Source organism: Ferrovibrio sp. GW821-FHT12B10 (assembly GCF_058807515.1).
The window spans coordinates 1,439,339-1,460,452 of the sequence record NZ_JBXAQT010000001.1; the positions used below are offsets into that span (position 1 = coordinate 1,439,339).

The 21,114-nt window shown below is 63.6% G+C and carries 24 protein-coding genes; 12 read left to right on the forward strand and 12 right to left on the reverse strand.

All coding sequences use genetic code 11. From position 1 onward, the window contains the following. The first annotated feature begins 102 nt into the window (after positions 1-102). Entirely contained in the window at positions 103-510 is a 408-nt protein-coding gene (locus tag AC1RRT_RS07320) for a tautomerase family protein (RefSeq protein WP_493013118.1), read from the forward strand. 18 nt (positions 511-528) lie between these two features. Here AC1RRT_RS07320 and AC1RRT_RS07325 read toward each other — a convergent pair whose 3' ends face one another. From AC1RRT_RS07325 to AC1RRT_RS07345, 5 genes are all read right to left on the reverse strand, one after another. Continuing rightward, positions 529-1,491, reverse strand: a complete 963-nt coding sequence (locus tag AC1RRT_RS07325; protein WP_493013119.1) for a DUF2333 family protein — start codon at positions 1,489-1,491, stop codon at positions 529-531. A gap of 106 nt (positions 1,492-1,597) precedes the next feature. Further along, the gene (trpS, locus tag AC1RRT_RS07330; RefSeq protein ID WP_493013120.1) at positions 1,598-2,608 is read right to left on the reverse strand and encodes a tryptophan--tRNA ligase; all 1,011 of its coding nucleotides are present in this window, start codon (positions 2,606-2,608) and stop codon (positions 1,598-1,600) included. A 117-nt stretch (positions 2,609-2,725) separates the two neighbouring features. Next, positions 2,726-4,273 carry a murein biosynthesis integral membrane protein MurJ gene (gene murJ, locus AC1RRT_RS07335; protein WP_493013121.1) on the reverse strand — a complete coding sequence of 516 codons (1,548 nt, stop codon included), beginning with the start codon at positions 4,271-4,273 and terminating at the stop codon, positions 2,726-2,728. 144 nt (positions 4,274-4,417) lie between these two features. After that, complete coding sequence (locus AC1RRT_RS07340) at positions 4,418-7,216, reverse strand: [protein-PII] uridylyltransferase (RefSeq protein ID WP_493013122.1); 2,799 nt, start codon at positions 7,214-7,216, stop codon at positions 4,418-4,420. A gap of 39 nt (positions 7,217-7,255) precedes the next feature. Further along, a complete protein-coding gene (locus tag AC1RRT_RS07345) occupies positions 7,256-8,035 on the reverse strand; it encodes an SDR family NAD(P)-dependent oxidoreductase (RefSeq protein ID WP_493013123.1) in 780 nt (259 codons plus the stop codon). 94 nt (positions 8,036-8,129) lie between these two features. Between AC1RRT_RS07345 and AC1RRT_RS07350 the strand changes: the two genes are divergently transcribed. The 3 genes from AC1RRT_RS07350 (at position 8,130) to AC1RRT_RS07360 (ending at position 10,153) form a co-directional block, all read left to right on the forward strand. Then, positions 8,130-8,621, forward strand: a complete 492-nt coding sequence (locus tag AC1RRT_RS07350) for a hypothetical protein (protein WP_493013124.1) — start codon at positions 8,130-8,132, stop codon at positions 8,619-8,621. 157 nt (positions 8,622-8,778) lie between these two features. Beyond that, positions 8,779-9,288, forward strand: coding sequence for a hypothetical protein (locus AC1RRT_RS07355; protein WP_493013125.1), 510 nt, complete (start codon positions 8,779-8,781; stop codon positions 9,286-9,288). A gap of 94 nt (positions 9,289-9,382) precedes the next feature. Continuing rightward, positions 9,383-10,153 carry a substrate-binding periplasmic protein gene (locus AC1RRT_RS07360; RefSeq protein ID WP_493013126.1) on the forward strand — a complete coding sequence of 257 codons (771 nt, stop codon included), beginning with the start codon at positions 9,383-9,385 and terminating at the stop codon, positions 10,151-10,153. Between the two features lie 39 nt (positions 10,154-10,192). Here AC1RRT_RS07360 and AC1RRT_RS07365 read toward each other — a convergent pair whose 3' ends face one another. Next, on the reverse strand, positions 10,193-10,825 hold the full coding sequence (locus AC1RRT_RS07365; protein ID WP_493013127.1) for a LysE family translocator: 633 nt from the start codon (positions 10,823-10,825) through the stop codon (positions 10,193-10,195). Between the two features lie 162 nt (positions 10,826-10,987). Between AC1RRT_RS07365 and AC1RRT_RS07370 the strand changes: the two genes are divergently transcribed. From AC1RRT_RS07370 to AC1RRT_RS07390, 5 genes are all read left to right on the forward strand, one after another. Next, complete coding sequence (locus AC1RRT_RS07370) at positions 10,988-11,587, forward strand: TetR/AcrR family transcriptional regulator (protein ID WP_493013128.1); 600 nt, start codon at positions 10,988-10,990, stop codon at positions 11,585-11,587. 44 nt (positions 11,588-11,631) lie between these two features. Beyond that, positions 11,632-12,054 carry a DUF1127 domain-containing protein gene (locus tag AC1RRT_RS07375; protein WP_493013129.1) on the forward strand — a complete coding sequence of 141 codons (423 nt, stop codon included), beginning with the start codon at positions 11,632-11,634 and terminating at the stop codon, positions 12,052-12,054. A 263-nt stretch (positions 12,055-12,317) separates the two neighbouring features. Then, a complete protein-coding gene (locus AC1RRT_RS07380; protein ID WP_493013130.1) occupies positions 12,318-14,366 on the forward strand; it encodes a TRAP transporter permease in 2,049 nt (682 codons plus the stop codon). Between the two features lie 34 nt (positions 14,367-14,400). Further along, entirely contained in the window at positions 14,401-15,555 is a 1,155-nt protein-coding gene (locus AC1RRT_RS07385; protein ID WP_493013131.1) for a TAXI family TRAP transporter solute-binding subunit, read from the forward strand. 137 nt (positions 15,556-15,692) lie between these two features. Then, complete coding sequence (locus tag AC1RRT_RS07390; RefSeq protein WP_493013132.1) at positions 15,693-16,205, forward strand: DinB family protein; 513 nt, start codon at positions 15,693-15,695, stop codon at positions 16,203-16,205. Here AC1RRT_RS07390 and AC1RRT_RS07395 read toward each other — a convergent pair. The 4 genes from AC1RRT_RS07395 to AC1RRT_RS07410 all read right to left on the reverse strand — a co-directional run bounded on the left by AC1RRT_RS07395 (position 16,186) and on the right by AC1RRT_RS07410 (position 19,049). Then, a complete protein-coding gene (locus AC1RRT_RS07395) occupies positions 16,186-16,629 on the reverse strand; it encodes a PaaI family thioesterase (RefSeq protein WP_493013133.1) in 444 nt (147 codons plus the stop codon). The genes AC1RRT_RS07390 and AC1RRT_RS07395 overlap by 20 nt on opposite strands. Positions 16,630-16,694: 65 nt before the next feature. Further along, positions 16,695-17,198: a PAS domain-containing protein gene (locus tag AC1RRT_RS07400; RefSeq protein WP_493013134.1), complete on the reverse strand. Its 504-nt coding sequence runs from the start codon at positions 17,196-17,198 to the stop codon at positions 16,695-16,697. Between the two features lie 42 nt (positions 17,199-17,240). Then, the gene (locus AC1RRT_RS07405; protein WP_493013135.1) at positions 17,241-17,774 is read right to left on the reverse strand and encodes a hypothetical protein; all 534 of its coding nucleotides are present in this window, start codon (positions 17,772-17,774) and stop codon (positions 17,241-17,243) included. A 24-nt stretch (positions 17,775-17,798) separates the two neighbouring features. Further along, complete coding sequence (locus tag AC1RRT_RS07410; protein WP_493013136.1) at positions 17,799-19,049, reverse strand: threonine synthase; 1,251 nt, start codon at positions 19,047-19,049, stop codon at positions 17,799-17,801. Between the two features lie 228 nt (positions 19,050-19,277). Here AC1RRT_RS07410 and AC1RRT_RS07415 point away from each other — a divergent pair, with 228 nt between their 5' ends. From AC1RRT_RS07415 to AC1RRT_RS07425, 3 genes are all read left to right on the forward strand, one after another. Further along, complete coding sequence (locus AC1RRT_RS07415) at positions 19,278-19,637, forward strand: hypothetical protein (protein WP_493013137.1); 360 nt, start codon at positions 19,278-19,280, stop codon at positions 19,635-19,637. A 75-nt stretch (positions 19,638-19,712) separates the two neighbouring features. After that, on the forward strand, positions 19,713-20,117 hold the full coding sequence (locus tag AC1RRT_RS07420) for a hypothetical protein (RefSeq protein ID WP_493013138.1): 405 nt from the start codon (positions 19,713-19,715) through the stop codon (positions 20,115-20,117). Between the two features lie 61 nt (positions 20,118-20,178). Then, positions 20,179-20,544, forward strand: coding sequence for a GFA family protein (locus AC1RRT_RS07425; protein ID WP_493013139.1), 366 nt, complete (start codon positions 20,179-20,181; stop codon positions 20,542-20,544). A gap of 15 nt (positions 20,545-20,559) precedes the next feature. Here the strand turns inward: AC1RRT_RS07425 and AC1RRT_RS07430 are convergent, their stop codons facing one another. Both AC1RRT_RS07430 and AC1RRT_RS07435 read right to left on the reverse strand, forming a co-directional pair. Next, positions 20,560-20,844 (reverse strand): YkgJ family cysteine cluster protein, encoded by a 285-nt coding sequence (locus AC1RRT_RS07430; RefSeq protein ID WP_493013140.1) that lies wholly within the window; start codon positions 20,842-20,844, stop codon positions 20,560-20,562. 20 nt (positions 20,845-20,864) lie between these two features. Then, positions 20,865-21,074, reverse strand: a complete 210-nt coding sequence (locus AC1RRT_RS07435) for a cold-shock protein (RefSeq protein ID WP_493013141.1) — start codon at positions 21,072-21,074, stop codon at positions 20,865-20,867. Positions 21,075-21,114 lie beyond the last annotated feature (40 nt).

A 21,114-nucleotide genomic window follows, 5' to 3' on the forward strand; every position in this document is an offset into this window, starting at 1 on the left:
GAAAGCCAGAAAATTGATCGTTTTTCAATTAATAAACCAGCCGTTATGACAGCAGCATCGTGATCATAGATCACACAACCCTCTTTCAGGAGCCTGTTCGTCATGCCATTCGTCCGCACCCTGGTCCGCCAAGGCACCACGCCCGCCCGCAAGCACGCCATTGTCATGGGCATCCATGCCGCGCTGATCAGCGCAATCGGCATGCCGGAGGATGAGCTGTTCAACGCGGTCGCCGAATATGCGCCCGAGGACTTTTCCTACAGCCGCAGCTTCAATGGCATCAAACGCTCAGACGATCTGGTGGTGGTGGAACTGACCATGCGGCGCGGCCGCAGCGATGCGATGAAGCGCGACCTTTACGCAGCCATCGCCGCCAACCTGGAAAAGGACGCCAAGGTCAGCCCACGCGACGTTTTCATCTTCACGCATGAAAATGACTATTCCGACTGGTCGGTCGGCAACGGCAAGTTCGCCATGGCGATCGCGCAGCAGCGCGGCAGCGATACCTGACGGCAACGCCGCCCGCGCCTATTTCTGCAGGATATTGATGATCTCGTAGATCTGGGTGCGGGCACGCTCGACATAGAAGCCCATTGAGGCAAGGTGATTGGGCAGGATCACCGCGTCGGGCTTGGCATTCGAGACAACCAGCGGCTTCAGGCTGGCGCCGGCCGCAAAGGATTCCAGCATCTGATCCCAGGTCGCGCCCATTTCACGGTCGCGCACCAGATTGGGATAATCCTGCTTCAGCTCGCGCAGGATCATGTAATAGGCGTAAAGCTGCCCCTTCACACTGTAGAAGACATCGTCGCCTTCCCAGTCGAGGAAGGCGTTGCTACCGTCCTGGATGCGGCGATCCAGCGCCGCCGCGCTGGACCCGATATCCAGCGCGATGCGATCCAGCGTGGCCTGCAGATTGTCGGCGCGGCGCTCGAACACCGCCTGACCAGCCGAAAGCCGCTGGTTGTAGGCCAGCAGCGAGCTGCGGGCCTTGCGGTACTGCTCTTCCGATTTCGCCGTCGGCAGCAGCGAGGTCGAGAAATCGAAAATCCACTTGGTGCCGGAATACTGCAGCAGCCCGGCGGCTTCCTGCAGGTCGCGGTCGGTCTGGCTGGAGCCGCGCGTGCGGCCGATCTGGTCGACCAGCTGGAAGGCGAAGCGCCCCATCGCATGGATCATGCCGAGCTGGTAGTTCGGCATGTTGTCCAGCATCGAACCCGGCATGAAGAAAGGATCGTTGGCGACCCAGCCGTTGCGGTTGACCTCGCGGTCGATCAGCGAAGCCGCCATCGCCACGGTGCGACTGCCACCCGGCGGCAGATCGGAAGCAGCCACCTGGTAATCCAGACGGTCGTCGATCTTGTGCGTCAGCAGCATGCCGACCGGATAATACAGGCCGAAGATCAGGATCACCGCGATGACGGCGACGGGCAGCCAGCGGGCACGCAGCCAGGCCTTGATGGAAGCGCCGGTATTCGCGTCGTCGAGCATGGGATCACTGCCGTTCGGAAAAAAGGCGGGTCCTTAATGTGGGCGCGCCTTGCGATGCATTCAAGATGCCAGTGCTGATTACGGGCGTAGGAATCCACCCGCGCCCTTACGGGCGCAAGAATCCAACCGTATCGTAAACCTCGCGGATGATCGGCGCCGAGAGCGCGCGCGCCTTTTCACCGCCCTCGCGCAGGATGCCGTCGACATAGGCCTGATCGGCCATCAGGCGGCGCATCTCGGCGGTGATCGGGCCGAGCACGGCAACGGCCGTCTCGGTCAGCATCTTCTTGAAATCGCCCCAACCCTTGCCGGCGGTGTCGGCCACCGCCTGCTCCAGCGTCTGACCCGACAGCGCGGCATAGATGCCCATCAGGTTCTGCGCTTCCGGGCGGCCCTCCAGGCCTTCCACTGTCGCCGGCAGCAACTCGGGATCGGTCTTGGCGCGCTTGATCTTGTCGGCGATCTGCTCGGCCGTGTCGGTCAGGTTGATGCGCGACTGGTCGGACGCATCGGACTTCGACATCTTCTTCGATCCGTCGCGCAAGCTCATCACGCGCGTCGCGGTGCCGAAGATCAGCGGCTCGGTCAGCGGGAAGAAGTCCTGGCCGTAATCGTGGTTGAACTTCTGCGCGATGTCGCGCGTCAGCTCCAGATGCTGCTTCTGGTCTTCGCCGACCGGCACATGGGTCGCCTTGTAGGCCAGGATGTCGGCAGCCATCAGGGCAGGATACGCATAGAGGCCGAGCGAGGCATTCTCGCGATCCTTGCCGGCCTTTTCCTTGAACTGCGTCATGCGGTTCATCCAGCCGAGGCGGGCAACGCAGTTGAAGATCCAGGCCAGCGTGGCGTGGTCGGGATTCTGCGACTGGTTGAACAGAATGTTCTTCTTCGGGTCGATCCCGGAGGCGATCATGGCTGCGGCCAGTTCGCGCGTGCTGCGACGCAGCTCGTCGGCATTCTGGAGCGAAGCAGTGATCGCATGCATGTCGACCATGCAGAAGATGCACTCGTATTCGTTCTGCAGCGCGACCCAATTGCGCACCGCGCCGAGATAATTGCCGAGATGGAGATTGCCGGTGGGCTGGATGCCCGAGAAGATGCGCCGTTGGAAGGCCATGGATATCCCTGATGAGATGGGGCGGTGGAAGGCCCCGGTGATGGGAAGGATTGAAGGCGGCCGGTTATCGCCGGATGCGCCAGAATGGTCAATAGGCGGATGGTCAATAGGCCCGCGTCAGTCGCGGCGGAAGATCGCCTTCCATTCGCTGGGGCGGCTGGCGCCGAACAGCAGGATGCCGGCGATATAGGCAGCGACGCCGCTGCCGACCAGCACCACCAGCGCCGAGACCCGCATCCAGAAACCGCCGGCATACCAGGGCGGCAGCACCCACTGGTCCAGCGCCACCAGCAGCAGCGCCATCACGATGGCGGCCAGCAGCAGGCGCAGGCTGCGGGTGGTCAGGCGCGCATCGCTGCGCCAGTGGCCGCGCCGGTGCAGGGTATAGAGCAGCAGCGCGGTGTTGGTGTTGGCCGCCAGCGCGGTGGCCAGCGCCAGGCCGACATGGGCCAGTACCGGCATCAGGGCGATGCTGAGGCCGATATTCACCGCGATCGACACCAGGGCCAGCTTGACCGGCGTGCGGGTATCCTGGCGGGCATGGAAGCTGGGCGTCAGCGTGCGCGACAGCACGAAGCCGGGCAGGCCGAAGGCATAGGCGAACAGCGTGTAGGCGGTCTGCTGCGCGGTGACGAGATCGAATTCGCCGCGCTGGAACAGGATCGAGATGATCGGGAAGGGAATCGCCAGCAGCGCCGTGCAGGACGGCAGGCCCAGCATCAGACCGAATTCGATGGCGCGGTTCTGCGTGTAGGTCGCCGCCTTGTGATCGTCGCGCGCCAGATGGCGCGCCAGGGTGGGCAGCAGCGCCGTGGCGATCGCCGCGCCGACGACGCCGACGGTGAGCTGGTTCACGCGATCGGCATAGAAGAGATACGACACCGCGCCGGCGGGCAGCAGCGAGGCGAGGATCAGCCCGACCATCAGGTTGACCTGCGTCGCGCCGGCGCCGAGCGCGGCCGGCAGCACCAGCCGGAACAGCCGGCGCACCTTGTCATTGATCACCGGGCGGCGCAGACGCAGCGCCATGCCGGCGCGATGCGCGTCCCAGGCCAGCCACAGGAACTGCAGGATGCCGCCGACCAGCGTCGACCAGGCCAGCGCATAGCCGGCATTGGGCATGTGCGGCGTCAGCCACAGCATGCCCGCGATCATCACCAGGTTGAGCAGGATCGGCGTCGCCGCCATGGCGAAGAAGCGGCCCAGGCAGTTCAGCACCGCGCCATAGAGCGAAGCCAGGCTGATGAACAGCAGATAGGGGAAGGTGATGATGGTGAGCGTCACCGACAATGGGAAGCGCAGCGGGTCGCCGGCGAAGCCCGGCGCCAGTACCAGGATCACCAGCGGCATGGCGATCTGCGCCACCAGCGTGAAGGCCAGCGTCACCAGCAGCAGCAGCGCCAGCGCGCGCTCGGCGAAATTCTGCGCCGCCGCCCGGCCTTCCTTCTCCTCGGTGCGACTGAACAGCGGCAGGAAGCCGGCCGTGAAAGCACCCTCGGCAAACAGCGAGCGGAAGAAGTTGGGCAGGCGCAGGCTGACGAAGAAAGCGTCGGCGACCGGACCCGCGCCCAGGTAGCGCGCAATCAGCAGGTCGCGCACGAAACCGGCAATACGGCTCACCATGGTGAGGCCGCCGATCGTGGCAATGGCGCGGAACAGGGACATGAGGGACGGATTCTCGAAGCGAAGGCCGTCAGTATAGGCAAGCCTCCGACACCGCACCACTCTTAGATGCCGCAGCGGCAACCATGCGGCCGATTTGGTGATGACGATTACGTCACGCGATTATGGCACGCGATTACGCGGCGGTTACGCCGCCCTGGCGGCCGCGGCGGCCTTGGTTGCCGGCTTCTCTTCGGCGGCCGGCGAGATCTTCTTGAGCAGATGCTTCTCGATCTGCTGCAGCCGGCGTTTGTCGGTCAGCTTCATGCCGGTCAGGTCCTGCACATAGAAGACGTCGACGGCGCGCTCGCCGTAGGTGGCGATATGCGCCGAGCCGATGGTGAGATTGAGATCATAGAGTCCGCGGGTGACGTCGTAGAGGAAGCCCGGTCGGTCGCGGCCGTTGACCTCGATCACGGTGTAGCGATTCGATGCCGTGTTATCGACCAGCACACGCGGCGCCACCTTGAAGACGCGGGTGCGGCTGTTCTGGCCCGGCTTTTCCAGCGCGATGGCCGAGCGCAGCTTGAGATCGCCCGAGAGCGCGCGTTCGATGGCAGTGGACAGTTTCTTTAGCCGGTCGGCCTTGTCGAAGGCAGCACCGTCCATATCCTGAATATAGAAACTGTCGAGCGCCATGCCGTCATTGGTGGTGAAGACCTTGGCGTCCACGATATTGGCGCCGACCGCCGCCATCGCACCGGCGACGCGCGCGAACAGACCAGGATGATCGGGCGCGTAGAGCGTGAACTCGGTGACGGCGCGGAACTTGTCGGCCCGGGTCAGCGTGGTTAGCGTGCGGCTGGCGGCGTCGGCCTCACGCATCATCTGCGCATGGCGCAGGATCGCGTCGGCTTCGTTGGAGTACCAGTAATTCTCGTAATGGCGCTTGAGCAGGCGGTCGACATCGGCCTTGCTCCAGCCGCTCAAGCCCGCGCGCACCTTCTCCTTGGTCTCGGCGATGCGTTGATCGCGGCCGCGGCCGGCGAAGCCGCCCGAGAGATATTCCTCGGCGCGATAATAGAGCTCGCGCAGCAGCTGGCCCTTCCAGCCGTTCCAGATCGTCGGACCAACAGCGCGGATATCGGCGACCGTGAGGCAGAGCAGCAGGCGCAGGCGTTCCGGGCTCTGCACCAGCTGCGAGAAATCGACGACTGTCTTGGCATCGCCCAGATCGCGCTTGAAGGCGGTGGCCGACATGGCGAGATGCTGGCGCACCAGCCAGGCCACCGTTTCGGTTTCGCCGGCATTGAGGCCAAAACGCGGCCCGAGCTTCTCGGCCACCTTCTCGCCCAGCATGGAATGGTCACCGCCGCGGCCCTTGGCGATATCGTGCAGCAGCACGGCAACATAGAGCACGCGGCGCGAGATCACTTCCTTGATCACGTTGACCGACAGCGGATGATCTTCCTTCAGCGCGCCGCTCTCGATCTTCGACAGCAGGCCGATGGCGCGGATGGTGTGCTCGTCCACGGTGTAGGTGTGGTACATGTCGTGCTGGGTCTGGGCCACCACGCGGCCGAAATCGGGCACGAACCGCCCGAGCACGCCGGCCTCGTTGAGCCGGCGCAGGGTCGTTTCCGGATCATGCGTCGAGCAGAGCATGTCCATGAACAGCTGGTTGGCGGCCGGATCGTTGCGCATCCTGCCGTCGATCAGCTTGAGATGACGACGCACCAGACGCAGCGCTTCGGGATGGACGTCCAGCCCATGCTCCTGCGCCACATGGAACAGCTGCAGCATCTTCATCGGCTGCGTCTCGAACAGGTCGGCCTTGCCGGCATTGAGGCGGCCGTTGTCGACCTCGAAACCATCGAGCTGCTTGGGTCGCTTGATCTTGGCGCGGATGGCGGCCAGCGGCTTTTTCTTCTTGTGACGCTCTTCCAGGGCGGCAGCGAAGATGCGCGTCAGGTCGCCCACTTCCTTGGCGACCAGGTAATACTTCTTCATGAAGCGTTCGACGTCGCTGCGGCCAGGCCGGTCGGCGTAGCCCATCGCCTTGGCGATCTCGACCTGCATGTCGAAGGTCAGGCGCTCTTCCGGCCGGTTGGCCAAATAATGCAGATGGATGCGCACGGTCCAGAGGAATTCCATCGCCTGGACGTAAGAGCGCTGCTCCTCGGGCAGCAGCAGGCCGCGCACCACCAGTTCGCTGGCGTCGTCGATGCCGTAGACATACTTGTTGATCCAGACCAGCGTGTGCAGGTCACGCAACCCGCCTTTGCCTTCCTTCACATTGGGCTCGACCACATAGCGCGAGTCACCCATGCGGCGGTGGCGCTCGTCGCGCTCGGCCAGCTTCTTCTCGATGAACTCAGGGCCGGTCTTGGCCACCACGTCGCTCTGAAAGCGGGTCTTGAGCTGCACCGCCAAATCCTGGTCGCCCCAGATCCAACGCTGCTCCAGGATCGCGGTGCGGATGGTGATGTCACCCAAGGAAAGCCGGATGCATTCATCCACCGAGCGCGTGGCATGGCCGACCTTGAGGCCGAGGTCCCACAGCAGGTAGAGCATGTATTCCACCACCTGCTCGCCCCAGGGGGTCTGCTTGTAGGGGAACAGGAACAGCAGATCGACATCCGAAAACGGCGCCATCTCGCCGCGGCCATAGCCGCCGACGGCGACGACCGACAGCCTCTCGGCCGCCGTGGGATTGGGCAGGCGGTAGACCCGGTTGATGGTGAAGTCATGGGCGAGCCGGATGACCTGGTCGGTCAGGAAGGCGAGCGACTGACGCGTGGCCAGCGCCGAGGCCCCGGCCTGGAAGCGGTCGCGCACCACTTGGCGACCCTGGCTGAGCGCCGCCTTCAGCAGCACCAACGCCTGGGCGCGCTGCTCCCGGGTGCCATGGGCACCCTCGCCGCCCAGCGCATCAAGCTGCAGCGTCAGCGCCTTGCGGTCGATGATCTGGCGCGGATCGGGAATGAGGGGCCGGAACGAGCTCATAGCCTTCTATATAGGGCTTTTCCTTACCGATCCCTATATTCAGACGGCCTGGAAATTCACCATGCCGCCGCCATCGATCACCATGGTCTGGCCGGTCATGAAACGGCCCGCAGCGGAGCTGAGGAAAACAGCGGCGCCGGCGATCTCGTCGGGCTCGCCGATGCGGCGTAGCGCATAGCCCTTGGTCGCCTTCTTGGCGATATCGGGGTTTTCCCACAGCGCCCGGGCGAAATCGGTGCGGATCAGACCCGGCGCGATGCAGTTGGCCCGCACATTCTGCGGCCCCCATTCGACGGCCAGGTTGCGGACCAGTTGCATGTCGGCGGCCTTGGAGATGCCATAGGCGCCCAGCGTGTTGGAGCCGAACAGCCCGCCCACGGACGAGATCACGATGATTGCGCCATCGCTGCGCTCGGCCATGCCCGGCGCCACCATGTTGGCCAGCCAGTGGTTCGACTTGATGTTGACAGCCATGATCTTGTCGAAGGCGTCGTCGGGGATATCCTTCGAAGGCCCGAAGAAGGGGTTCACCGCGGCGTTGCAGACCAGAATGTCGACGCGGCCCCACTGTTTCTGCGTGGCATCAACCAGCGCCTGCAACTGCGCCTTGTCGGACACATTGCAGGGTACGACGATGGCTTCACCGCCGGCGGCCTTGATCTCGCTGGCCACCGTCTCGCAGGCTTCGGCCTTGCGGCTCGACACCACCACTTTCGCGCCATGCTCGGCCATGCGGAGCGCGATGGCCCGGCCGATGCCGCGACTGGAGCCGGTGATGATCGCGACCTTGCCCTTGAGATCGAACAGCGTGCCAGACATGACGTTTCCTGTGTTTTTTGACGATTAGGGCCGCAGCTTAAACACAGCGTGAGGGCTCTGGGAACCCGCAGCCACAGCCCCTATATAGGATGTCATGACCTTCCGTAGCGTCCTCGCAGCCTTGTCACTGGTCGCCCTCGCGGCCTGCTCCACATCTGAGCCGGCGCCGCCGCGCGTCGCGGTCTGGCAGGGCGAACAGAGCGGCCTGCTGTTCATGCGCGTGATCGCCGAACAGCCGCTGCGCGATGCGCGCCTGACCATGCCTGACGGCCGTCACATCCTGACCCAGCGCCTGAGCCAGCCCGAAACCCTGCAAAGCGCCGGCAGCGACAGTTGGAACCGGCCGACCGTCGGCGTCGGCGGTTCGGCCGGATCGAGCGGCGGCTTCGGCACCGGCGTGGGCATCAGCTTTCCCTTCGGCGGCGGGGGCGGCAGCCGGGCTCCCATCGGCCAATCGACCCAGGCCGAGTTCGCCCTGACACCTGAGCAGATCGCGCAGTACCGCGCCCGGCCGAAGGACTGGTTGCTGGAGCTGCGGTTTGATAACCGCATCGCCAGCATGCCGGCGCCCGCGCTGGTGCCGTAATGCCCGGGTCGGAATGCTCCACTCAGGCCGGCAGAATCTGCCGCCGGACCAGCTGAACTCCTGAATTTAACCCCAGAAATCCGCCATTTTAACCATGGCACGCGGCTTGCTCCGCCTGGTCTGCAGAAGTCAGACCGGATGTTGAGGAGCTGTCGTCATGGGAATTGCCTTGTTGTCGTTGCGCCAGGCCGAAAAGGCCGAGCCGCAGCTCCGCGCCGCCCTCAAATCGGCCGCCGAGTCCGCCCCGCAGAAAATGGCCAGCGCCAAGTCGATGGCCGAAGCCGGACTGACCGCCCGCGAACGCCTCGCGCTCCGTGAAGGCCCGGTCGAGGCGGTCACCGCCGCGTTGAACGCGCGCCAGTATGTGCAGCAGATCTGCCTGCGTGAAAAAGAGATCACCCGTGCACAGATGGTCTGGGCGCTGGGCCGCATTGAGCCCAACGAGATCGAGACCATGCTGAAGTCGCTGGCCAAGATGCGCGGCCGCTATGCCAGCCTGGTGCTGGAATATGCCCAGAGCGAACGCCCGATCGGCGCCGTCGCGCTGGACGAGCTGCGCGGCCTGCGCGAGCGCATCCAGGAATTCGAACATGGCCTGGAGACTATCAAGGCCGCCATTCTGGACGGCAATGCCGAAGTCTCAGGGATCAAGGCGGCGCGCCTCTGAACAACCCGCCTGTTATGGCGGCACCCTGTGACCATATAAGGTGGTAGCCGGAAAGTTACCTTTGACACAGCGGGCCTGCGCCTATGATCGCGCCATGCTGCAGACCCCCCTCCGCTTCGCCGTCTTTGCGCTGCTGGTCATCCTGACCGGCATGATGCTGATCGCGATTCCGGTGCGTAGCGCCGAGCTGCCGCCAATCCACTATGTCGCCGCGCCCTTCACGCCCTACACGGCCGTCACCAGTGACGGCAAGGCCATCGGTCCGACGGCGCGGCTTATCGAGGCGCTCGGCCTGCGGCTGCAGCGATCCGGCCCGCTCGATGTTCTGCCCTTTGCCCGTGCGCTCGCCACCACCGAGAATGAAGCCAATACCCTGATCGCATTGATCGCGCGCATGCCGGAGCGTGAAACCCGTTTCCAGTGGATTTGCCCCGTGCTGGATTACGAAGTGGCGGTATTTCGCCACCGCAATCACGCGCCCATGGCGGTCAAGACTGTTACCGACCTGAAGCGCTGGCGCGTCGCCGGCGTGCCGCAGGACGTGAAAACCCTTTATCTCGAGCGTAACGGCATTGTGGTGATTCCAGCCGCCGATGAAAACGAAGCCGTGCGGCTCCTGGCCTATGGCCGCGTCGATGCCATTGCCTCGCATCCGGCCAGCATCCGCCAGCGTATGCGCGATCTGGGCGAACCCGGCGATGCGGTTGAAAACCTGATACCGTTACCGGACCTGAGCATGAAGCTCTATCTGGCCTTCGGACAGAAGACGGCGCCGGCGGTGACCGGCGTGGTGGCCGCCGCCTGCGACGAGATGCTGCGCAGTGGCGAGATCACCCGCCTGCTGCAACCACAGCAGCTTTACTGAACCCCGCGCCGCTCAAACGCGAGACGCACTTTTTTTGCTTTACCGTCTCGCGTCAAATACGAGACGCAGCGCGAGTGCCGCGAAGACGCCGCCAAGCAGACGGTTCTGCCAGCGCACGAAACCGGGGCGCTGCGACAGCCATTCGCCCAGACGCCCTGCCACCAGCACGATGCCGCCATTGAGCAGCCCACCCACCACGTTCAGCACGCTCGCGAGGATCAGCGCCTGCACCACCGCCGTTTCCGGATCGGGGCGCATGAACTGCGGGAACAGCGCCAGGAAGAACAGCGCCACCTTCGGATTGAGGATGTTGGTCAGCAGCCCCTGCCGGAACAGGGCCATCAGCGGCAACGCCGGCGTATTGGCATTCGGCGGCAGGAAACCGCCGGCGCCGCGGAAGGCCTGCACGGCCAGATACAGCAAATAGGCCGCACCGGCCCAGCGGATGATCTCGAACATCACCGGCGCCATCAGCAGCACACCGCTCAGACTGAGCCCGGCAATGATGGCGTGGAAATAACAGCCGACGCAGATGCCGGCCAGTGTGACCAGCCCGGCGACACGCCCCTGCGCCACACTGCGGGTCATTACCAGCAGCATGTCGGGGCCGGGGGTGGCGGCCAGCGCGAAAGCGGCCAGGGTGAAAGTGAGCAGGGTGGCGAGATCCATCATGGTCGGAATCATGGGTGCAGCCGGCGAGTCGGATCAAGCCGGCTGTCCCCGACTGGTTCTGAGGGGGGCTTCACCAGCCAAAAACCCCATTTGTGTGCCCCGTCACAGCCCGGCGGGCAGTATGGTTTTGACTTTTCGTACGACCGTTCGTATATTCGAGGCATGAGCAAAGGCCAGCAAACCCGTGCGACCATCATTTCCGAGGCCCTCCGCGCCGCCAGCGTCGAAGGTTTTCAGGGGATTTCCATCGGCATGCTGGCCGACCGGCTGAAGATGTCCAAGTCCGGCCTGTTCGCCCATTTCGGCTCGAAGGAAGAGCTGGAGCGGACCCTGCTGGACGAGGCCGGCCAGCGCTTCATGACCGCGATCTGGGAACCGGCGATGCGCGCCCCGCGCGGCCGTCCCCGCATCGAGGTGATGTTCCGCGAATGGCTGGACTGGTCCATCCATAACGACGATCTGCCGGGCGGCTGTCTGTTTGTGACTCTGTCAGCCGAATACGACGACAAGCCTGGCCCGGTACGCGATTACCTGGTCGAAAAGCAAACCCAATGGCAGGCGACCCTGGCGCGCAGCGCCAAGATCGCCATGGAAGAGGGGCATTTCCGCAAGGATCTCGATCCGCGGCAGTTCGCCTACGATCTGCAAGGCATCTTCCTAAGCCTGACCTATTTCCGCCGCCTGCTGCGCGACCCTTCGGCCATCGAGCGCGCCGAAGTCTCGTTCAAGAGTCTGCTCGACCGCTCGGCGGCGCCCAACTGAGTTTCAGTTTTCAGTACCCCCAGACCTAAAAAGAAGAGCCTCCCATGACCCAGATCGCACAGAAGTCCCCCCAGACTACCTCAAAAAAGCACGACCGTTCCGGTGCAGTGCAAAATCAGCCGGCCGGTCTGGCCGTGCTGCAGCCGACCGGCGAACGCCCGGCCTGGCTCGGCCCCAAGCTGGTGCTGAGTCCGACCAAGGCCGACCTGCGCTGGCTCGACGGCGTCACCACGCCAGCCGTCTTCGATCATCTCGACCTGCCCTGGTGGAAACTGGTGGGTCCGGTGATGAAGCAGACGCTGGCGACCTGGAAGCAACGCGCCGCCACGCGTCGCGCCCTGGCCGAAGTGGATGCCGCCACCCTGCGCGATGCCGGCATCTCGCCCGGCATGGCACAGTTCGAAGCCTCGCAGCCTTTCTGGCAAGCGCCGGTGATGCTGCGCGATATCGCCGCCGACAGTAAGTAATCCGCTTCACGACGCCGGCAGGCTGCTGTCATGATGACAGGACCTGCCGGCCTTCGTGCTTTATCGCATTGACGCGCGCGTTAATGCAGAATGGCTGCAATGCGCAGGCATTCTTCCAGCCCTGATGCTGGCTTCACTCCAGTGTGAAGCCGATCCATTTCCCGGACCAATGCACAGGATTGATTACCTCGCGTTTATCCCTAGGATGTCTGTCCGACAATCCGACCGGTGAGTATGCATCGGCGCAGGGAGGGGTAATCAGAATGCAAAAGCGTAACGGCGCCCAGGAGAGCGATTCTCTGGCGAGCGCCGATCAGGATGTATCTGTCACTGGCGCGCAGCAGGGGATTTCCCCGGCCGATCGCATGGTCGAAGAACTCGCCTACCGGATTCTGCCCGGCTGGCTGCAAGCCGCTTTTGGCACGCTGACACTGCTGACTATGGTGCTGGTGCTGAACCAGCAGTTCAACCTGCATCTCTTCGGCTACACCCTGGTCGAGAACCGCTATCTCTTCCTGCTGGCCGCCGCCACCCTGCCGCTGGTTTTCCTGGCCTATCCCTGGCATCCGCAGGCCGCGCGCTCGCCGCTCTGGCTCAGCATCGACATCCTGCTCTGCATCATCACCATGGCGGCGCTATTCTGGTTTTCCTGGAAAGCGGAAGCCAGTCTGGGCGAAGGCTGGGAATTCGCTGCGCCACCGATGGCCAAGGCGCTAGGCGCGCTGCTCTGGGTGCTGATCCTGGAGGCACTACGCCGCACCGGCGGCACGCCGATCTTCATCATCGTCACCATCGTCTCGCTCTATCCGGTGGTCGCAGGCAGGCTGCCCTCGCCGCTCAACGGCATCGACCAGCCGCTAACCGACACGCTGGCCTATCACATCGTTTCGGCCGAGAGCGCTTTCGGTATCCCGATGCGCGCCTTCGGCGAGATCGTCATCGGCTTCATCGTCTTCGGTGTGGCGCTGAACCACACCGGTGGCGGCAAGTTCTTCAACGACATTGCCTTCGCGCTGGTCGGCCGCTGGCGCGGCGGCGCAGCGCAGGTCGGCGTGATTTCATCCGCCTTACAAGGCTCGATCTCGGGCAGCGTGATCTCCAACGTAATCTCGTCGGGCGTCGTCACCATTCCGGCGATGAAGCGCACCGGCTTTCGCGCCGACTATGCCGGCGGCGTCGAAGCCGTTGCCTCGACCGGCGCGGTGCTGATGCCGCCGGTGATGGGCTCGACCGCCTTCGTGATGGCGAGCTTCCTCGGCATTCCCTATGGCGATATCGCCCTGGCTGCCGCCGTGCCGGCGCTGCTGTTCTATTTCGGCCTCTCCATGCAGATCGATGCCTATGCCGCGCGGCTTGGCCTGAAAGGCATGAAGCAGGATGAGCTGCCCTCGCTGAAGCAAACACTGAAGGATGGCTGGCTCTACATCGCCGTCTTCGCCGTGCTGGTCTACCTGATGATCAACGAGCAACAGGAGGCGATGGCGCCCTTCATCGCTACCGGCATGCTGCTGGTGATCAACCAGATCCTGCCCAAGAGCCGCCTGACCTGGGCAAGCTTTATCGATCTCGTGCTGGCCACTGGCCGTGCGCTGGCCGAACTGGTGGCGATCTTGGCCGGCGTCGGCTTCATCATCGGCGCCTTCTCGGTGACGGGCCTGGCGGGCACGCTGGCCAACGACCTGGTCTATTTGGCTGGCGACAAGCCGATCGTGCTGCTGCTGATGGGCGCTATCACCAGCTTCATCTTCGGCATGGGGATGACGGTGACGGCCTGCTACATCTTCCTCGCCATCGTGCTGGCGCCGCCACTGGTAAAAGCCGGCCTCGATCCGTTGGCGGTTCACCTGTTCATCATGTACTGGGGCATGATCTCCTTCATTACGCCGCCGGTGGCACTGGCAACCTTCGCCGCAGCGCCGCTGGCCCGCACCTCACCCTTCAAGATCGGCTTCCAAGCCGTACGGCTGGGTGCAGTGATCTACATCGTGCCGTTCTTCTTCGCCCTCAATCCGGCACTGATCCTGAAAGGCGAACCGATGGAGGTGGTATCGGTGATCACCACCGCCTTCATCGGCGTGGCGCTGATCGCAGCCGCAATCCAGGGCTGGCTGATCGGCGCTGGCCGGCTGGACGGGACATGGCTACGCCTGCTGGCACGCATCATGCTGGGAATCGGCGGCATTGCACTCGCAGCACCTGGCGGCAACCTCATTCCCGTCAGCAACACAACGCTGGCGGTGATTGGTGTAGCTCTGGCGCTCGGCGCTTTCTTGTTGCTGAAAGTCAGCAACCGCGACACACTCACCGCATAAACAACACATAAACTTATACAGGAGGAAACCACCGATGCGTCACTACACTTATGCCCTGCTCGGCGCCGTTGCGGCATTGGCCGTGGCCGGCACCGCCAATGCGCAGAAGCTGCCCGACCAGCTGACCTGGACCGCTTATGACGTCGGTTCGGGCGGCTACAATCAGGCCGTCGCCGTCGGCAATGCGCTGAAGAACAAGCAGAACATCACGCTGCGCGTGCTGCCGGGCAAGAATGACGTATCGCGCACCGTGCCGTTGCGCGAAGGCAAGGTGCCCTTCTCCGCCAACGGCGTGGGCGGCACCTACATGGCGCAGGAAGCAGTGTATGAATTCGGCGCCAAGGACTGGGGTCCGCAGCCGGTGCGTTCGCTGCTGCTGAACAATTCTGACGCGCTCCTCACCATCATGACGGCGAAAGACGCCAACATCAAAACCATGGCCGACCTGAAGGGCAAGCGCGTTGCCTGGGTGATCGGTGCGCCGTCGCTGAACCAGAACATCACCGCGCTGCTGGCCTTTGCCAATCTCGAATGGAAAGACGTGCAGCGCGTGGAGTTTGGCGGCTTCGGCCAGGCCATGCAGGGCATGATCAACGGCCAGGTGGATGCCGCCTTCGGCTCGTCGATCTCGGGCCCGGCCTACCAGCTCGCCTCCAGCCCGCGCGGCATCCAGTATCCGACCGTGCCGCATAGCGACAAGGCCGGCTGGGCACGGCTTAAGGGCAAGGCGCCGTTCTTCGTACCCTTCATGGGCGCCGAAGGCCCCGAGCTCAGCGCGACCAAAACGGTGGAAGCCGCGACCTATCCCTATCCGGTGCTGATGACTTACGAAAACATCGATGCCGGCATGGTCTATGCGATGACCAAGGCGATGGTGGAACTCTTCCCCGATTACAAGGACGCGGCGCCGGGCAACGGCGGCTGGGACATCAAACGCCAGGTTTTCGACTGGGTGGTGCCGGTGCATGAGGGCGCGATCAAGTACTTCAAGGAGATCGGCGTCTGGAAGCCGGAATATGACAAAAGCAACGCCGCGCTGATCCAGCGCCAGAAGGTGCTGGCCGATGCCTGGGCTGCGCATGCCAAGGCCAGCCATGCCGATGAGGATGCCTTCATGAAGGCCTGGATGAAGGCGCGCAGTGCCGCGCTGACCAAGGCCAACATGGAGCCGGTTCTCACCGAGTGGTAAGCCGCACAAGCCTTGACTAAAATTGAACGGCCCGTCAGCGAAACCTGGCGGGCCGTTTTTCTGTTTTGAGTTTTCTGCAATTGCAGCCGGACAATTCCGCGCTTTATGGCCGCGCGGCCGGGCCTTAAACTGCGGCCATGCCCGACGATCTTCTTCTCCAGCATGTCCGCCGTTTCGGTCGCTACAACCGCTGGGCCAACCGCCGGCTTTACGATGCCTGCGCCACCCTGCCGCCGGATGCGTATCATGCGACGCGACCGAGCTTCTTCGGCAGCCTGCATGCCACGCTTAATCATATCCTGGTGGGCGACAGCATCTGGTTCGGCCGCTTCACCGGCAACCTGCCAGCCGGCGTGACGAAACTGAATCAGATCCTGCATGAGGATTTCGCGGGCCTACGCACGGCGCGCGAGGCCAAGGATGCCGAGATCATCGTGTTCTGCGACGCTTTGACCGAGGCTGGCATCAATGCCACCTTCAGCTACACCAACACGCGCGGTCAGAGCTTCACCGACCCGCTGCTCCCGCCGCTGATGCATTTTTTCAATCACCAGACCCATCACCGCGGCCAGGTGCATGGCCTCTTGTCGCATGCCGGCGTCGATCCGCCCGAACTGGACATGATCTTCTTCATGCGCGAGCCGGCATAGGAACCGGAACCATCGTCGCCAGCGCCATGGCGCAGAGCGTTTCTTCGCCATTGTCCTTCACGGCATAGACACGGCTTTCGACGGCGATCAGCGACCTGCCGGGCTTGAGCACCTGGCCAACGGCGCGCAAGGCATGGCCCGCGCCCGGCGCGATGAAGTTGATCTTGTATTCCGCTGTCACCGTCACCTTGTCGGGCAATGTCAGCGTCCCGGCAGCGGCGCCGGCGGCATTGTCGGCCAGCGCACCGACCACACCGCCATGGGCGACCCCGCCATGCTGGGTCAGCTCAGGCCTGAGGTCGACACGCAATTCGACGCGGCCCTCGGCCACCTCGCCCAGCGTCACGCCCAGCAATTTCATGAAGGGCTGTCGCAGCAGCACGCCACCGATCAGCTGGCGCGCGATATCAAGAGTGTCGGTCATGCGGGCCTCCCTGTTTTCCGGAAAGCCTGCCACAGCCGGAGAAACGGAAACAGTATGACCTTACGTCACGAAGCTTCACCCGCAGGGGTGAAGAGCTGGGCGACGAACAGGAAGTCGACGTCACCACTGCTGCCGTTGACCGGCAGCACCAGGAACTCCACGGTGAAGTCGCGACCGTTCATCTCGCGCTTGATGCGCGCATGCACCGGGCGCCTGGTTTCCACCACCAGAGTGCAGGCGCGGATCGCTATTTCGGCGAAGGCCGGCTCGGGATGTTCGTCCAGATGGATGCCGGTGGGATCGGCGCCGATATAAGCGCGGACATGGCTGCCGACATGGCGATAGCGGAACCGCAGCCGGTCGTCTTGGCGCAGCACGTCGAGCACCATCTGCAGACCGGCCAGGTAGGAATGCTGCTGCGGATCAATGAAGCCCGCACCAGGCGGCGCACCGTCAACCACGGCCTCGCGCCATTCGCGATACAGCCGGTTCAGCCGCATGGTGCCCAGCTGCTCATCGGCAACCAGGATGGTGAAATCGGGTTCGCGACTGGTAAACGGGGTAGCCATAGTCAGAGAAGGATAGGGCGAGTCCAGCCCTCCGGCAAATGATCAGCGGCCGGCATTCCCGGCCATCAGCGTGAATAGCTGGGCGACAAACAGCACCTCGACCCGGTCGCCGGCCACCAGCGGCAGGATCAGGAATTCCATCAGATAGATCTGATCACCCACTTGGCGGTTGGCCCGTGCATGAATGGGGCGCTGCGTTTCCACCACCAGTTCGAAGGCGCGGGTCGCGGTCTCGACGAAGTAAGGCTCAGCGTGCTGGTCCAGATAGAGGCCGCTCATGTCACGCGGGCTGTAGTCGAGGATCTGCCGGTCCATGTGGCGATAGCGGTAGCGACATGGCGCAGCCCGCTCTTCGCCGCTCCGCTCCGCGACGCCATACTCGATATCGAAGATCAGCCGCGCACCAGCCAGGTATTCGCAGGGCTGGGCCGCGATGAAATCGGGCGATGGCGGCGCATCGCCCCGCATCGCCCGGCGCCAGTCACGATAGCAGCGCGCCAGCTTCAGCGTTCCCAGCTGTTCGTCGCCCATCAGCATGGTGAAGGCGGCGTCGCTGCTGCTGATGGATGGCGTCATGCCAGATACGCCCCGCCTCAGCCGTCAAAGGCTCGCATAATCGATGCTGCCGTGGCGATCCAGCGGGCTGCCACCATCTGGCATCGGATATTTCAGGCCAGCGGCGCAGTTCCACAGCACCACGCGGTCGGATTTCTTCACCTTGCCCTCGCCCAGCGCCTGCTTGTAGGCGGCATAGGTGGCGGCGCCCTCGGGGCACATCAGGAAGCCCTCTTGCTTCGCGACTTCATCCAGCGCCGCGGTGATGGCATTGTCTTCCACCGCCATGGCGAAACCGCTGGAATTGCGCACGGCATCCAGGATCAGGAAATCGCCAATCGCAGCCGGCACGCGAATGCCGGCGGCCACGGTATGGGCATTCTCCCACAGCTTGGCATGGCGCTCGTTGCCCTCGAAGGCGCGGACGATCGGCGCGCAACCGGCCGCCTGCACCGCAATCATCTTCGGACGTTTGGAGCCGATGAAGCCGATGGCCTCCAATTCCTCGAAGGCCTTCCACATCCCGATCAGCCCGGTGCCGCCGCCGGTGGGGTAGAAGATGGCATCGGGCAGTTCCCAGCCGAGCTGTTCGGCTAGTTCCAGCCCCATCGTCTTCTTGCCCTCGATGCGATAGGGCTCTTTGAGCGTGGAGGTATCGAACCAGCCCGCAGTTTCCTTGCCGGCGCCGACGAGCTTGCCGCAATCGTTGATCAGGCCGTTGACCTTATAGAGCCGCGCGCCCTGCAGCACGATCTCGTTCATGTTGACCTGCGGCGTGTCGTCGGGGCAGAAGACCACTGTCTCGATGCCGGCGCGCGACGCATAAGCCGCCAGCGCCGCGCCTGCATTGCCATTGGTCGGCATCGCCATCTTCTTGACGCCGAGTTCCTTGGCCATGCAGACGGCCAGCGCCAGACCGCGCGCCTTGAACGAGCCCGTCGGCAGCCGGCCTTCATCCTTGACGATGACCTCGCCGCTGCCGCTGAGACCAAGCATCTTGGCCAGACGCGGCAGCGACAGCACCGGCGTCATGACTTCGCCCAGCGATACGACATTCTCGGTCTTGCGCACCGGCAGCAGTTCGCGATAGCGCCACCAGTTGGGCGCGCGCGCCGCAATCTTGTCCTTGGTCAGCGTCGCCTTCACGGCGGCGAGATCGTAGCGCACCAGGATCGGGTAGCCCTTGGGCGACAGGTTATGCAGCGTATCGGCCGGCAGCCTTTCACCGGTCATGCCACATTCCAGATGGGTGACGAAGGTGGGCGTTTCGGGGATCAGGCGCTGTTCGATGCTCATGCTGCCGCTTGCTCAAAGGGTGAATCGTCAGACGTGAGCATAAGCGCCTGAAACTGCGGGCTCAATCTTCTGGTGCAGCAGACTGGCGGCAATGCGCCCGAACCAATGCCAACCAATCCGGGGACATCCAATCCCCACCCAGATCCCGCCATGGAATGCCGGAACAGTAAAAACAGGCCGGTGTTAACGCGGCCATGGAATTTGCATTGCATCCCCACAGGAGGCCCCATGGACGAGTCACGCAAAGCTCTTACCCCAGCTATTGCCCGCATCTGGCGCGGCCGCACCACTCGCGCGAGGGCCAATGACTATGCCGCCTATCTGTATGAGCATGGCATCCGCCCGCTGGAGCAAAAGGCATTGGGCGTGCAGATGATGCGTGAGGATCGCGAGACAGAAAGCGAGTTCGTCACCATTTCCTACTGGGAATCGATCGAGGCGATGTCGCGTTTCGCCGGCCCAGACCCACGCAAGATTCATCACCTGGAGCGGGACAAGGAATTCCTGATCGAACTGCCGCAGGATGTGCAGGTCCTGCAGTTCGTCGGCAGCCACGGCCGCACTGATCGCAACGGATCGCCGACATGATGCACCTGGCCGCGTCAGGGTCCGCACCGGCTGCCCTTGCGCTGTCTGGTCCGGCGGCGGCATCATGGCCGCATCATGAGCGATGACTGGAACCTGACGCAGACCTGGGCCTGGATCCGCTGGCGGGACATGGCCAAGACAGCAGCCTATGCGACGGAAACGCATCTTGGGATTGCCGAAGAGATCGTGTTTCCGGACGGCACGCCAGTGATCGAGGAAGATCATCGCGCTGCCCTGCTGGCTGCGCTGTGCGACGGCCGGTTGGTGACGCATGGCCTGCCGGCCGGTGCGACTTCGGCAACGCCCTTGGCCGTGCCCGCCACCGAGTGGAATACGTTGGTACCGGTGGCGCCATCGGAAGCCCGGCAGGCAAAGGGCCGCAAGGTGGCCTGGCGGGCGCTGGCTTTTCCCATTGCCGACCTGCTGCGCCTGTGGCCCGGGCCGCGACAAACGCCAGATACGCTATCGCTGTCCGTATAGGTCGCCACAGTCCTGGCGGTGGTGCTAAATACCGTCGACCATATTATTTGCGCGAGGATTCATGTCGGAACCGAAGAACACCTATAACGGCGGCTGCCATTGCGGCGCCGTGCGCTATTCGGTCATCACTGGGCATAACCCGCCGGTGATTTCCTGCAACTGCTCGATCTGCTCGAAGAAGGGTTCGCTGCTGTCCTTCGTGCCGGCCGATGATTTCAAGCTGATGGGCGGCAAGGATAACGTGACGGACTACCAGTTCAACACGATGAACATCCACCACCTGTTCTGCAAAACCTGTGGCGTGGAATCCTTTGCCACCGGAACGGCGCCGAACGGCACCAAGATGGTGGCGATCAATGTGCGGTGTCTGGAAGGGTTTGATCTGGAGTCGCTGGAGCCGATGCCCTACGACGGAAAAAGCGCCTAAACCGGCGTCGCAGCCTTACAGGCCGTAATGCGCCCGCGCGATGCGGCAGGCTTCGCCGCCGGGCTGCTCGGCACTGCAGACCTCGGGGCGCACGGCATAGACACTGCAGGAGGTCTGCGCGCCGACCGTGCCGATGAGCGCGGAGCAGCGGTCACCGTCGCAGCGCATCCGGCCCGCCTCGTCATCGACGAAACGGGCCGGGATGCGCGCGAGCGCGGCATCGTCTTCGAGCGAGAAACGGGGCCAGTCACGCGAATACGCGCAGCAGGCCCCGCAGCTCTGGCAATCGAAGGACGCCACGCTCTGGATCGCAGGCTGGATTAAGCGGCCTGGATGCTGCGCACGGCGACCTTGCCGGAGCGGCTGTCCTGTTCGGTGTCGAAGGAAACCTTCTGGCCTTCATTCAGCGAATGCATGCCAGCGCGTTCCAGCGCCGACACATGGACGAACACGTCCTTGCTGCCGTCTTCCGGCTGAATGAAACCGAAGCCCTTGGTGGTGTTGAAGAATTTGACGATACCCGTCTGCATGGGATTATCCTTGGTTTGTCGTATGCATGATGGGAACAGG